At 60.9% G+C, this 13588-nt stretch carries 14 protein-coding genes; 5 read left to right on the top strand and 9 right to left on the bottom strand.

Translation table 11 applies throughout. The features are described from left to right. Nucleotides 1-375 precede the first annotated feature (375 nt). The gene (locus C8K61_RS23315) at nt 376-849 is read left to right on the top strand and encodes an LEA type 2 family protein (protein WP_108098700.1); all 474 of its coding nucleotides are present in this window, start codon (nt 376-378) and stop codon (nt 847-849) included. Between the two features lie 2 nt (nt 850-851). Here the strand turns inward: C8K61_RS23315 and C8K61_RS23320 are convergent, their stop codons facing one another. Further along, nucleotides 852-1247, bottom strand: a complete 396-nt coding sequence (locus tag C8K61_RS23320) for a transcriptional regulator (protein WP_108098701.1) — start codon at nt 1245-1247, stop codon at nt 852-854. An 87-nt stretch (nt 1248-1334) separates the two neighbouring features. Beyond that, nucleotides 1335-2240 (bottom strand): YihY/virulence factor BrkB family protein, encoded by a 906-nt coding sequence (locus tag C8K61_RS23325; RefSeq protein WP_108098702.1) that lies wholly within the window; start codon nt 2238-2240, stop codon nt 1335-1337. A 180-nt stretch (nt 2241-2420) separates the two neighbouring features. On the opposite strand from C8K61_RS23325, the gene C8K61_RS23330 reads away from it, so the two are divergent. Further along, the gene (locus C8K61_RS23330; RefSeq protein WP_108098703.1) at nt 2421-2762 is read left to right on the top strand and encodes a zinc ribbon domain-containing protein YjdM; all 342 of its coding nucleotides are present in this window, start codon (nt 2421-2423) and stop codon (nt 2760-2762) included. Nucleotides 2763-2798: 36 nt separating this feature from the next. Here the strand turns inward: C8K61_RS23330 and C8K61_RS23335 are convergent, their stop codons facing one another. From C8K61_RS23335 to C8K61_RS23350, 4 genes are all read right to left on the bottom strand, one after another. After that, a complete protein-coding gene (locus tag C8K61_RS23335) occupies nt 2799-3860 on the bottom strand; it encodes a putative urea ABC transporter substrate-binding protein (RefSeq protein ID WP_256589539.1) in 1062 nt (353 codons plus the stop codon). A gap of 61 nt (nt 3861-3921) precedes the next feature. Beyond that, entirely contained in the window at nt 3922-4866 is a 945-nt protein-coding gene (locus C8K61_RS23340) for a hypothetical protein (RefSeq protein ID WP_108098705.1), read from the bottom strand. Beyond that, on the bottom strand, nt 4863-5921 hold the full coding sequence (locus C8K61_RS23345) for an isopenicillin N synthase family oxygenase (protein WP_108098706.1): 1059 nt from the start codon (nt 5919-5921) through the stop codon (nt 4863-4865). Before C8K61_RS23345 ends, C8K61_RS23340 begins: the two co-directional genes overlap by 4 nt. Nucleotides 5922-6195: 274 nt before the next feature. Next, nucleotides 6196-6963: a hypothetical protein gene (locus tag C8K61_RS23350; protein ID WP_371920022.1), complete on the bottom strand. Its 768-nt coding sequence runs from the start codon at nt 6961-6963 to the stop codon at nt 6196-6198. A 308-nt stretch (nt 6964-7271) separates the two neighbouring features. On the opposite strand from C8K61_RS23350, the gene C8K61_RS23355 reads away from it, so the two are divergent. The 3 genes from C8K61_RS23355 to C8K61_RS23365 all read left to right on the top strand — a co-directional run bounded on the left by C8K61_RS23355 (nt 7272) and on the right by C8K61_RS23365 (nt 10361). After that, complete coding sequence (locus C8K61_RS23355) at nt 7272-8279, top strand: transporter (protein ID WP_108098708.1); 1008 nt, start codon at nt 7272-7274, stop codon at nt 8277-8279. 81 nt (nt 8280-8360) lie between these two features. Further along, on the top strand, nt 8361-9272 hold the full coding sequence (ppk2, locus tag C8K61_RS23360) for a polyphosphate kinase 2 (RefSeq protein WP_178086501.1): 912 nt from the start codon (nt 8361-8363) through the stop codon (nt 9270-9272). 171 nt (nt 9273-9443) lie between these two features. Next, nucleotides 9444-10361, top strand: coding sequence for an inorganic phosphate transporter (locus tag C8K61_RS23365; protein WP_108098709.1), 918 nt, complete (start codon nt 9444-9446; stop codon nt 10359-10361). A gap of 108 nt (nt 10362-10469) precedes the next feature. On the opposite strand, the gene cysC is transcribed toward C8K61_RS23365, so the two are convergent. The 3 genes from cysC to C8K61_RS23380 all read right to left on the bottom strand — a co-directional run bounded on the left by cysC (nt 10470) and on the right by C8K61_RS23380 (nt 13580). Further along, nucleotides 10470-11081: an adenylyl-sulfate kinase gene (gene cysC / locus C8K61_RS23370; RefSeq protein ID WP_108098710.1), complete on the bottom strand. Its 612-nt coding sequence runs from the start codon at nt 11079-11081 to the stop codon at nt 10470-10472. Next, entirely contained in the window at nt 11074-11775 is a 702-nt protein-coding gene (locus tag C8K61_RS23375; RefSeq protein ID WP_108098711.1) for a sulfotransferase family 2 domain-containing protein, read from the bottom strand. Before C8K61_RS23375 ends, cysC begins: the two co-directional genes overlap by 8 nt. Nucleotides 11776-12083: 308 nt before the next feature. After that, on the bottom strand, nt 12084-13580 hold the full coding sequence (locus C8K61_RS23380; protein WP_108098712.1) for a CoA-acylating methylmalonate-semialdehyde dehydrogenase: 1497 nt from the start codon (nt 13578-13580) through the stop codon (nt 12084-12086). Nucleotides 13581-13588 lie beyond the last annotated feature (8 nt).

Raw genomic sequence — 13588 nt, forward strand, 5'->3', positions numbered from 1 at the left:
AGCGGGAGGCGAATTCTACAGCGTTTCAAACCGCTGTCAACACCCTCTTTACACCGCTTTCGATCAACTCAACCGATCGGCTAACAGGACCAAACCTCAACCCTGTCAGCCCGGCGCATTCTACGCAGATCTCTCTGCTTTGCAACCCTTAATTTCTCGCTAACTTATTGATTAGCTTGAAGTTTTAAGAGCCTTCCGCGCCGGAAGTGGTGCGCATTATAAGCACCCACAAAATACCGTCAAGGCATTATTGAAATGATTCTGAAATAAACGATTAGAGGCACTTAAATACCGAACGACCCTGCAGCAAAGCTCTCTGAAGCATTGCCTTCTATATATAGAGGGATAGCACTTCCCTTGTTCAGGACCTTGATGATGAGACTTGCGACCCTTTTGCGCCTCACCGGCAGTGTACTGCTGCTCCTCAGCCTCAGTGCCTGCAGCCTCTTCGATACAAGGGATGATGTGTACGTCGACCTGGTAGGCCTGGAGCCACTTCCCAGCCAGGACATGGAGGCTCGCTTCGCCGTAAAGCTGCGCGTGCAGAACCCCAATGAAAGCGCCATCCGCTACAACGGCATCGCCCTGGAGCTGCGGGTGAACAACCGCCCCCTGGCAACTGGCGTCAGTGATGAAAGCGGGGAAGTGCCACGCTATGGCGAAAGGGTCATCAGCGTACCCATCACCATTTCCGCGTTTTCGGTGTTGCGCCAGGCCTGGGGAGTGGCCGCAAGCGCGCCCTCCAGCCATGCCTCCGTACCCTATGAGCTAAACGGCAAGCTCGGCGGCGGCTTATGGGGAGCGGCACGCTTTACCGATACCGGTGAGCTGACGCTACCGGCGCAGTAGCCTTAGGCAATCGCTGCTTGCTTAGCGAGCTCGTCGAAGACTTCCGGCTGCAGCGCCGCTTCGCCCTTCTCGTCCAGCACTTCGCGGGGATGTTCACTGCCGGGAATGCTGCTATCCAGCAGACTGAGCAGACTGGAGCCGCGCAGGGTCAGCACGAAGTTCTCACCGTTACCGCCCTCTGATTCAGGACGCGGCTCGATAAAGCCTTCTTTTAGTAGTAGCGCCTCGTAGTCACACGCCTCTACCTTCAAGGAATCGACCTTATCCATCTGTACGCCTTCAGCCGTCTGGTCTGCAGCGAACTCAGCGGCGTACTCCCGCGGCTTGAATGGTTTGTAGGCACCGTTCTGCACTTCGTGAAGCAGACGCTCGATAAGGTCCCAGTTATAGGTAGCCATGTTCTCAACCTCCAACCGACTGTTAGTGATGTCACGCAGGCCAGACGGCCGCGGACTCATCCTTCATAGGTTGTGACCGGCCTTTGCCTAGGCCCGTTCAGGTTGTTTCGCCGGCACGCCATCATCGGCAACCTTCTCGCCCGGCGACTTGCCGTCCCGTGCATGGTGTTCGATCACCGCATTCAGCTCCGCGCCAAACAACAGCACGGCCGAGGACAGATAGAGATAGAAGAGAAAGATGATGATCGCGCCAATGCTGCCGTAGGTGGCGTTGTAGTTGGCGAAGTTCTGCGCGTAGTAACCAAAGCCCAGGGACGCCGCAATCCAGCCGACCACCGCCACAATCGAGCCCGGGGTGATAAAGCGGAACTCCTGCTTCACATCCGGCGCCAGGTAATACACCGCTGCCACCACCGCAACCAGCATCAGCACCGCCACCGGCCAACGCAGCCAGTTCCACAGCACCACCACAATCTGCTCAATCCCCAACTGATGGGCCAGCCAGTTCATGGCCTGCGGGCCGACGACCATCAAACCGGCCGCCACCAGCAGCAACACCGCCACCCCAATGATGTAGATCACCGACAACGGAATGCGCTTCCACGCCGGCCGCCCCTCTTCCACACCGTACACCTGGTTCATCGCCTGCATGGTTGAGCGCACGGCGGCGGAAGCTGTCCACAGCGCCACCAGAATACCGAAGGAGAACAAGCCGGCTTTCTGTGTCTGCAAGTTGGTAATCGCGGGGTTCACCAGCTCCATGGCGGCCTGCGGCAGCACCAGCTCTGCCTGCTGCCGCAGCCATTCAAAAAACGGCTCGATATCCAGCACGCTGATAATGGCGATCAGAAACAACAGAAACGGAAACAGCGAAAAGAACAGCTGGAAAGCCAGCGCCGAAGCGTAGGTCGGCAGCTCGTCGTCGAAGAAGTCGACCACCGTGCACTTGATGATTTCCGTGAAGGAAACACCCCGCAAATCCGGCAAAAACATACTCGCTCCCCCGCCCGTAAGCCATGCTCAGCGCGTGAAGTCACGGCGCCCCCAGGTTTTTGAGCCCATGGTGCCCGAATCGGTTCGTCTAAAATCTGCGGAGACCGGGCGTCGCAGCTAAAAGCAGGGAAAAACCCTATACACTATGCGGCCTTTTACCGATCCAACTCCGAGGTCCCTGTGAGCACGTTGCCACCCTGCCCGAAATGCAATTCCGAATTCACCTATGAAGATGGCCAGCAACTGGTCTGCCCGGAATGCGCCCACGAGTGGTCCGCTACTGCGGCGGCGGACGCTGGCGAAGGCGACAAGGTGATCAAGGATGCGGTCGGCAATGTGCTACAGGACGGTGATTCGGTCAGCGTGATCAAAGACCTCAAGGTCAAAGGCACCTCGCTGGTGGTGAAGGTCGGTACCAAGGTGAAGAACATCCGCCTGTGCGACGGCGACCACGATATCGATTGCAAAATCGACGGCATCGGCCCGATGAAACTGAAATCCGAGTTTGTTAAGAAAGTCTGAAACGACGGGCCGGCGTCAGCCGGCCCGCCTGCCCCGCTACAGCTTCCCTTCCATCGCCAACTTCACATAGCTCGAATCAAAGCGCAGTTTGATGTTCTTGCTATCACCCAGGGTCGAGCCGTCCGGGAACTGCATGCCCACCTTGTCGGCATTCGCCGCGCCCTCACCGAGCAAGCCCTTCTCGAATGAGAAATTACGCACCTTGTCCATGGTCGCGCTTAGCGTGCTCGACGCATTGGCGAAGGTGTAGGCCGTTACCGGCGTGTAAAACAGCTCGGTCTTGGTCAGTTGTGCGTCGTACCCGGCGAGGTCGGTGCCGGAGTGCTCGGCCATGTAGGTACGCGCCGCCTTACCCTGTTCGTTGTCTTGCTGCATCAACTGCAGGGTTTCGAACCAGGCGCCAACCAGGGCTTTGCCCAGTGCCGGGTTCTCCGCCAGGGTGGCGCTGTTCACCGCCATCATGTCGATGATCTCGCCAGGAATTTCCTTGGAGGTGAACACCTCTTTGGCCGTCGGCGACTGTTTCATCACCATGCTCAGTTGCGGGTTCCACAGTGCCGCGGCGGTCACGTCCGGGGTCATGAACGAGGCCACAGCATCGGCGTCCGAGGTGTTCATCACCGTCACGTCGCGCTCGGCCAGGCCGTGGATATCCAGGGCACGCGCCAGCAGGTAGTGCGACACCGACAACTCGACCAGGTTGACCTGCTGGCCCTTGATGTCGGCAAAACTCGAACCGTTCTTCAGCACGATGGCGTCGTTGCCATTGGAGTAGTCGCCGAGAATCAGGCCGGTGGTGTCCACGCCATTGGCGGCGGGAATGGTCAGGGCGTCCATATTGGTCATGCCGCAGGCATCGAACGCGCCGGCCGCGTATTGGTTGATCGACTCGATGTAGTCGTTGAGCTGGACGATTTCGATCTTGATCCCGTACTTCTTCGCCCATTTATCGACGATGCCTTTTTCCGCGGCATAGCCCCAGGGCATCCAGCCGGAATAGATGGACCAGGCCACCTTGAAGCTGTCTTTCTTTTCCGCCGCGCTGATGTTGGCGGCCAGACAGAAGCTGGCCAGACCGACCAGGGCGAGTTTTTGCAGCAAGGATGCACGACGCTTCATAAACACCTCATGGGCATTGGCTAATAGTTGTTTGATTGGCTCAGCACAGCGGCTGGGTGTAACGGGTCAGGGTCGGCGACTCGTGCTCGAACCAGGCGGCCGCAGCCGGGGTAAAACCGGTGGCCTGGGCATAGGGCAAGCTGGCTTCCAGCGTGTCGATGGTGAACAGCCGCTGGCAGACGATGCCGTCGACTTCCACGGTTTGCCGCACCTGCTCCTCGGCGGCCAGGTACTCAAAGCCATCCAGCGCCAGCAGGCGCTGCCCGACCCGCGCCGGTTGCGTGGACAGGCTCACCGTGTAGCCTTTCGCCAACGAGCCCTGGGCCACCGACGTTTCAAAATTGAACAGGCGCGCCAGTTGCGCGGCATCGCCTACCGCGGCAGCGACCCGCTCACGCAGCTGCGTATCGGCCGGTACAACCAGCGGCTCGGCACGGCCCAGCACCAGCGCCGCGTAGTCACCACAGACAATCAGGCCGCCACCGCGATGGCGCACCACGCCGCTGCCCACCTCGCGCTCTTCCAGTAACCGCAGGCCAATCAACGGGCCGGGCGCGGAAGGCTGCAGGCGCCAGTCTTCGACATACGCACCGCTCGGCGCGAACTCGATCATGCAGTTGCCAAAGCGCTTGAGCTCGGCGGGCTCCGGCCAGCGGTTATGCAGTTGCAGCGACGTGTCGCTGTGCCAGCTGAGCATCGGCTCGCGCCAGTCGCTCAGCGCTTCCCAACCTTCGTAGTTGGCCAACACCTGCAATTCAGCGGCGCTGTAATCGGCCAGGTTTCTGGCCACTACCTGAAGGTCTTCCAGCGGCAAGCGCAGGTCGATGGTGAAGCTGCGGCTTTGCAGCCAGCACACATGGGTATGCAGGTCGGTAGCGCCGTTGGCGAAGCTGATGGCGCGGCGTTTGTAGTAGCCCAGCATCCAGTCCGGCACGCCGTGCGTTGGACGACAGGCATGGGCGGCGAGCAGTTCGGCGAGGGTCATGGGCAGGGCTCCGCAGCAGTGTTTTGGTAACCGAAGGAAGACAGGCCCTTGGCGCCCTCGGGCAATTGCAGCTCGCCGCTGGCCAGGCGCTTTTTCAGGTAGCTGAAGGTTTGCAGGGTTTGCGCATACAGGTGTTCGCCGCAACGCACAGGGGCGTAGGGGCTATGGGTGCCCGGTTCGAGCAGCGCGGGAATCGGCTCAATCAGCGTGTCGTAATCACAGGCGCAGAACAGCGGAAACGCATACCGCTCCTCCGCCACTTTGCGCACCCGGTGTGAGGTGGCGACGAAGGTACCGTTGCTGAGGACTTCCATCATGTCGCCGATATTGATCACGAAGGCGCCCTCCACAAGGGGCACCTCAATCCACTCGCCAGCGCCGTTGAGCACCTGCAGGCCGGGCGCGGTAGGCAGCAGAATGGTGAAGCACTCGTAGTCGGTGTGCGCTCCGATACCGGGGCGGTCCACCGGCGCATGGGGGTTGTAGGGGTAGTGGATCAGGCGCAGCTGGCTGGGCGGCGTGCTGATGTGCTGGGTGAAGGCCTCTTCAGGCAACCCAAGCGCCAGCGCGAAGCCGCGAAACAGCTGGTTGCTCACCGCCAGCGCTGCATCGTAGTAGGCCTTGATGTCTTCTTTGAAGCCCGGAAATGCTGGCCATTTGTTGGCCCCCAGCATCGGCCGGCGGCGCTGCGCGTCCTGAAGATCGAAGCCCACGTCGTAGGCTTCCTTGTGGTCCACCGTGCCTTCGACGAATTGCTCCTCGCCTTCGGGCACATAACCGCTGTGATTGCTCGACAGGCCGATGTAGTCGGCCATCTTCGCCGCCAGTGGCTGGGCGAAATAGGCGCGGCTGCGGTTGACCAGGCCATCGATCAGCGCCGGCGGCACGCCATGCCCAGTGATATAGAGAAAGCCGGCCTCCCTGGCCGCCTGGCCCAACTGTGCGGCCGTGTGTTGGCGCACGGCGAGGTCGTCGGCATACAGGCCGCTGATATCCACCAGGGGCAAGGTTTGAAACGCGGTATGGGGATTGGGTTTGCCAAGGTCTGACGCCACAGCAACCTCCTGATTAAAAAATCAAAACGTTACCTGGTCGTCCAGATTGAGCGATGGCGGCTGCCACCCCGGGTCGTCCCGGAAAACTATCCGCCCCCGAACGGGAGCGAGGAGGATGAAGCGATTTGCGTGCCAGGGGCCGTAAACCCCTCTAGAACGGGGATTCGCCGTTTATAAAAAACTACGTTTGCCCCATCGTAGGGCAAGTATCGCGCCGCGATATCCGCCACTGGGCACAGGTTGAAACCGCCGGCGGATAGCTGCGATGTTCGCCCTACTGAACCGGCAGGAAGTTCATAAACAGCAGGCCCTGGGCGTAACTCACCCCCAGGCGCCGGTAGCGTTCATCCAGCACATCGGTGAGCAGGTCTAGGCGCGCGACGATCTTGCCGAACTCCACGGCAAAGCTGAGGTTGCGCACATCCGGCGACAGCTCGTTGGACAGCAGCCAGGGGTTGCCCTTGATGTCGTTGCGACTGGCGAGCATCCAGGTGGCTTTCTCGATGTTGCGCGCGGCGTTGTGGATAAATTGCGGGTCGAGTTCGTCGGTCATGTAGAACTCGGTGCGCCCGCCATGGGCGGTGATCAGCATGCTGCCCAGGGCATAGATGAAACCGCCGACGCGATCGCCCTGGTAATCCACGCTGAGGGCATAACTCAGCGCCGCGACATCCTTGCGCCCACCCAACTCCGGCAAAGGGCGGCTCTGTTCGATGGCTTGCTGCACCTGCTGCTCAGCTTCCTCGACAGTGGGCAGGCCGGTCTTGCGCCATTCACGCGGGTTGCGCCGGTAGAGCTTGTCCATCAGGCGGTAGAGAGTGTTGAGGTTATTGCGCATGCCGATGGTGGCCATGCGGTCGGTGTGAGTCTGGAAGAACTCGCCGGCTTTGACCGCGCTTTTGTTGCCAATAATCGTGTCATGGTCCTGGTGACTGGCGCAGCCGCCGAGTGCCAGGGCCAGCAGCAAGCAGGCGCCAAGCCGCCAGCCGGCCGCGAGTCGAGACCTTGGGCGTCGCAGGGCGACAGAGGCAAGCAGATTCATCCAATCCATGCGTCGACTCAGATGCTGTGCGGTTCCACTGGTTATAGACGCTAGCAATAAAAATGCCGCGCCTGGTTATTTTTCAGGCAGCCTGGCGCGACCTGTGTCGCATCCCGGCCTCAGGGTCTGACCGACACGGCGCGCAGAGGTTGCGCAGCCCAGGTAAATGCCCGCCACCGCTGACTTGGTTTGGTCATCAATCGGCAATAAAAGCTGCGCAAGCTGCACCTACACCGGCTGCCCGCCATGGGCGTGTGTGCCCTCCGGTTACCAATCCCCCCAGTTCCCCGTTACTGCAGCGAGCCGGCATGAATCACCACATTGAGGTTCCCGACCTGTTTGGCCTGCTCTATGGCTTTCGTTTTCGCCCTGGCGAGCGCGGCGAAGAGATCGACTCCAGCACCGCCCTGGCCTGGCTGAAGGCCCCCAGCGACGACGGCGAATTTCTCTGGCTGCACCTCAACCTCGCCCACGCCGCGTGCGAGCGCTGGATGATGGCGCACCTCGACCTGCCGGAAAATTTCTTCGAAAGCCTGCGCGAAGGTTCACGCTCCACGCGCCTGGAGCATGTCGATGCGGCGCTGTTGGCGGTGGTCAACGACGTGGTATTCAACTTCGATATGGTCTCCACCGACATCTCCACCCTGTGGGTGTGCGCGCGCAGTCGCCTGCTGGTCAGCGCGCGCCTGCAACCGCTGCGGTCGGTAGACAAACTGCGCTCATCGGTAAAGCGCGGCGAACGTTTTCGCTCGCCTCTGGAGCTGCTGGTGCACCTGCTGCGCGACCAGGGCGACGTGCTCACCGGCATCGTCCGCGAGACCAGCATCAGCGTTGACGGTATTGAAGATCAGTTGCTCGCCTCACGCCTCAACGACAACCGCGCCGACCTTGGCACCAAGCGCCGAGTGCTGGTGCGTCTGCAACGTCTGCTGGCACTGGAGCCTGGCTCGCTGATGCGCCTGCTCAACCGCCCGCCCGAGTGGCTGCAAGAGGACGACGTGCAGGAACTGCGTGAGGCCACCGAGGAATTCACCCTGGTGATCAGCGACCTCACCGCCCTTGGCGAGCGGATCAAGCTGCTGCAGGAAGAGATAGTCGCCAAGCTCAACGAACAAAGTAACCGCACCCTGTTCACCCTCACGGTGGTCACGGTGCTGGCCTTGCCGATCAACATCATCGCCGGCTTTTTCGGCATGAACGTCGGCGGTATTCCGCTGGCCGACGACGCGGAAGGTTTCTGGATTCTGGTGGCGCTGGTGGCCACCTTCACCGCGCTGGCCGGACGCTGGGCGTTCCGCAAGCGCAGCGACTACTGACAGCCTAGGCTGTCATCGACTTGCCACAGCCGCGCTCTAGCATCGGCTGGTCCGCAACCCTACCGCCCACAAGGTGCCGAGATGACCAACGAAGAGTTGATGCAGCGCATCCACCGCGAACTGCAAGACCACGGTGACGAAGAGCTCGAGCTGGAACTGCTCGAAGACGGCCACGACCTCGACGAACTGTTCCAGGGCCGTCCGGACGACAGCGAAGCCCGGCGCGCGCGCAAACACTACTTCAGCGAGCTGTTCCGTCTGCAAGGCGAACTGGTCAAGCTACAGAGCTGGGTGGTCAAGACGGGCGCCAAGGTGGTGATCCTGTTTGAAGGCCGCGATGCCGCCGGCAAAGGTGGCGTGATCAAGCGCATCACCCAGCGCCTGAACCCGAGGGTGTGCCGCGTCGCCGCCCTGCCCGCACCCAACGACCGCGAACAGACCCAATGGTATTTCCAGCGTTACGTTTCGCACCTGCCGGCGGCCGGTGAAATCGTTCTGTTCGACCGCAGCTGGTACAACCGCGCCGGCGTCGAGCGAGTGATGGGTTTTTGCAACGATGAGCAGTACGAAGAGTTCTTTCGCAGCGTGCCCGAATTCGAACGCATGCTCGCGCGCTCCGGTATCCAGTTGATCAAATACTGGTTCTCGATCTCCGACAGCGAACAACACCTGCGCTTTCTGGCGCGCATCCACGATCCGCTCAAGCAATGGAAACTCAGCCCCATGGACCTCGAGTCGCGCCGGCGCTGGGAGGCCTACACCAAGGCCAAGGAAATCATGCTCGAACGCACCCACATCAAAGAGGCGCCCTGGTGGGTGGTGCAGGCTGACGACAAGAAAAAGGCGCGGCTCAACTGCATTCATCACCTGCTAAGCCAGATGCCCTACGAAGAGGTGCAACAACCGCAAGTCGAACTGCCCCAGCGTATGCGCCATGACGACTATGTGCGTAACCCGACGCCGCAGAACATCATCGTGCCGCAGGCGTATTGAGCAAGAACGGGATGTGAGGAGAGGCTTTAGCCTCGATGCTTTTATAAGTGCCTCGATCTATTGAGGCTGAGCCTCTCCCACAAGCGCTCGCTGAACGGAACAGCGAGACATAACCTGTAACATTCCAGGCGAATAGTGATCGGGGCATCCACCTCATGGACGTCCCCGCCAATGAATGCCCCCTCCTACCCCGCCGATGTCTCGATCGCAGCAGACGCCAAGCCCAAGTTGAATTTCAAGAACAGCAAAGCCACTACCCTGGTGTTTTTCACGGTGCTGGTTCTGGGTCTGATCTACAGCGCCTACAGCCTGTTTCACGATGTCGATCAAGCCGGTACGGTGGTCACCACCTGGACGCCCTTTCTGCTGCTGGGCGTGGCCCTGCTGATTGCCCTCGGCTTCGAATTCGTCAACGGCCTGCACGACACCGCCAACGCCGTGGCCACGGTGATCTACACCCACTCGTTGCCGCCGCAGTTCGCGGTGGTCTGGTCGGGCTGCTTCAACTTTCTCGGTGTGCTGGTTTCCAGTGGTGCAGTGGCATTCGGCATCATCGCCCTGCTGCCGGTGGAACTGATTCTGCAGGTCGGCTCCTCGGCCGGCTTTGCCATGGTCTTTGCCCTGTTGATTGCCGCCATCATCTGGAACCTCGGCACTTGGGCGCTGGGCTTGCCGGCCTCGTCCTCGCACACCTTGATCGGCTCGATCATCGGCGTCGGCATCGCCAATGCACTGATGCATGGCCGTGACGGCACAAGTGGCGTGGACTGGGTGCAGGCGACCAAGGTCGGCTGGAAACGCATCGTGGTGACGGTCGGCGAGAAGATCGGCAAGAGCCACCTCACCTACGCTCAAGGCGCTTCGGCAGAACTGGTGGCGATGGTCACCATCGGCGCCGCCGACATGTATGGCCTGCCAGTGTCGACCACCCACGTACTCTCTTCCGGCGTCGCCGGCACCATGGCAGCCAACGGCTCCGGCCTGCAGATGCGCACCATCCGCAACCTGCTGATGGCCTGGGTGCTGACCTTACCGATCGCGATTCTGTTGTCGGGCAGCCTGTACTGGCTGTTCACCCAGCTGTTTTAACCCGCGCTCCCCCGCGTATTGCCGCCCCTTTCGGGCGGCTTTTTTTTGCTGAAAAACTCGCGGCTGAATCCATACCTCCAAAGGTCGCAGTTCCCGGTAGGAGCGGCTTCAGCCGCGATGTTTTTGATCCAACACCAACGCCAACAACCGATTGGTGGCGGTCTGGATATCCACCTGTTCGGTGTCGATTTCGCAATCGGCATCCAGGGGAGCCTCGTAGGGGCTGTCGAGGCCGGTGAAGTGGCGCAGTTTTCCGTCGAGGGCGGCGCGGTACAGACCTTTGGGATCACGGCGGGCGCAGGCGGCGAAAGAGGTGCTGATGTAGGCGCAGTGGAATTCGCCCTCTGCGAACAATGCCCTGGCAGCGTCGCGGTCGGCGCGAAACGGTGAGATGGCAGAGACGATAACGATCAGCCCGGCATCCACCATCAGCCGTGCCACTTCAGCCATGCGCCGGATGTTTTCCTTGCGGCTCTGCGGGCTCATACACAGGTCGCGGCATAGGCCGTTGCGCACGTTGTCGCCGTCGAGCAGAAAGGTGTGCAGGCCGCGGCCGTTGAGCTGAATTTCCAGCTCGTTGGCCAAAGTCGACTTGCCGGCGCCCGACAAACCGGTCAGCCAGATGCAGCCAGGCCGCTGACGTTTTATCCGGGCGCGCGACTGCGGCGCCAGCGCCAGGCTGTATGGGCGTATATCCACGTTGGCCTGACGCTCATTCATAACCGAGCAACTCGTAGTCACGGGCATACACCTGGCGCACCAAGTGACGGGTGCGCGCATTGCTGATGTCACGCGCACTGCCTTCGTGACGCTTGGAGGCATTCAGGTGCGGTAGGTCGCGGCTGATCTTGAGCAGCTCGCAGAGGGTGAAGAAGTCGTGGCGCAGGGTTTCCTGGCGGCCGATAAAATCCATCGCCAGGCTGCCGCTGGAGTCCAGCAGAAAGTCGGTCTGCGGGGCGAAGTGCAACTGGCGGCGCACGTTCTCGGCATGCAGCCAGCCACGCACGAATTCGTCAAAACTGGCGTAGCGGCTGACCAACTGATTGGCCGCCTGATCACGGCGTAACGGCACGTTGTTGCGCAGGTAGGTATAGGCCGAATACGTACGCTCCAGCGGGTCGCGCACGAAGGTGAACTTGAATGCTTCAGCGTAAGCCTGGGGGAATTGCTCCTGGTACCAGTACAGCGGCAGATGGCCCGGTCGCCAGGTGTCGAACAACGCCTTGCACACACTGCTGCCAGCACACTTGGGCACATGCACGAACAAGCCGGCCACGCGCTCGAAGGCCTCGGGATAGTGAATATTGGCAGTCATCGCCTTATTCACCGTATGACGGTCCACCACCGACAAGCGCCCTAACAGGAACGAGCGTTGAGCCTTGGGCATCAGTTTCCACAGCACGCGTTGCAACATTGACCACTTCCATTTCCGAACGAGCCGCTGTTTGGCAGCGAGGTGGCGGTAACGTAGCAATGCTGCGAACGGAAATTATGCGGTCTTGGTAAAGAGCGTAAGCGGCTGGATACACAACGCTGAGGCGCGCAGCGGCAGTGCCCATGACGGCTGTGCGCGGCTTTGTGTGAGTGCGCTTACAAACGTCGTGGCGCCGACGACCGGACAGGGCGCAGAACGGCTGTCGGGTTTCGCCGTTGGCTCAACCCAACCTGCGCCAATAAAAAAGGCCAGTCTCGCGACTGGCCTTTTTGTATTGCTAACGCGGCTTAGCTATTGCTTGGGAAAGCGAACTGAGCGGCTTCGTGGGAAGCGCGTTGTGGCCAACGTTGGGTGATGGCTTTGCGGCGGGTGTAGAAGCGTACGCCGTCCGGGCCGTAGGCGTGCAGGTCGCCGAACAGCGAGCGTTTCCAGCCGCCGAAGCTGTGGTAGGCAACCGGTACCGGCAACGGTACGTTTACGCCAACCATGCCCACTTCGATCTCGTCGCAGAACAGACGCGCGGCTTCACCGTCACGGGTGAAGATGCAGGTGCCATTGCCGTATTCGTGATCGTTGATCAGCTGCATGGCTTCTTCCAGGCTGCCGACGCGGACGATGCACAGAACCGGGCCGAAGATCTCGTCGGTGTAGATGGTCATGTCAGTTTTGACGTGGTCAAACAGGCTGCCGCCGAGGAAGAAGCCGTCTTCGTTGCCGGCCACTTTCAGGTTGCGACCATCGACCAGCAGCTTGGCGCCAGCAGCAACGCCGGCGTCGATGTAGCCAGCCACTTTGTCACGCGCCGCAGCGGTAACCAGCGGGCCCATGTCCAGGCCGCAGGAAGTGCCGGCACCGATTTTCAGGGCCTGGATTTGCGGCACGATCTTGTCGACCAGCGCGTCGGCGATCTGGTCGCCTACACACACGGCTACCGAGATGGCCATGCAGCGCTCGCCGCAGGAACCGTAAGCGGCACCCATCAGGGCGCTGACGGCGTTGTCCAGGTCGGCATCGGGCATCAGCACGGCGTGGTTTTTCGCGCCGCCCAGAGCCTGAACGCGTTTGCCGCGCTTGGTGCCTTCGGAGTAGATGTATTCGGCAATCGGGGTCGAACCCACGAAGCTCAGGGCTTTGACTTCCGGCGCTTCGATCAGCGCGTCTACCGCTTCCTTGTCGCCGTGCACCACGTTCAGCACGCCTTTTGGCAAGCCGGCCTGGTTCAGCAGTTCAGCGATATACAGGGTGGAGCTCGGGTCACGCTCGGACGGCTTGAGGATGAAGCAGTTGCCGCAGACGATGGCCAGCGGGTACATCCACAACGGCACCATGGCCGGGAAGTTGAACGGGGTAATACCCGCCACCACGCCCACCGGCTGGAAGTCGCTCCAGGCGTCGATGTTCGGGCCCACGTTACGGCTGTATTCGCCTTTCAGAATTTCCGGGGCGGCGCAGGCGTACTCGACGTTCTCGATACCGCGCTTCAGTTCACCGGCGGCGTCTTCCAGGGTTTTGCCGTGCTCTTCGCTGATCATCTGCGAGATCTTGGCTTCGTTCTGTTCCAGCAGTTGCTTGAAGCGGAACATCACCTGGGCGCGTTTGGCCGGTGGGGTGTTGCGCCAGGCCGGGAACGCGGCTTTGCCGGCGTCGATAGCTTTCTGCACGGTGGCGCGGCTGGCCAACGGCACTTTGTGGATGGCTTCACCGGTGGACGGGTTGTACACGTCGGCAGTACGACCGGTGTCGGTCACGAACTCGCCGTTGATCAAATGCTGGATGGTGCTCATACAAAACT

The sequence above is a fragment of the Pseudomonas sp. GV071 genome (assembly GCF_003050835.1).
GTDB lineage: Bacteria > Pseudomonadota > Gammaproteobacteria > Pseudomonadales > Pseudomonadaceae > Aquipseudomonas.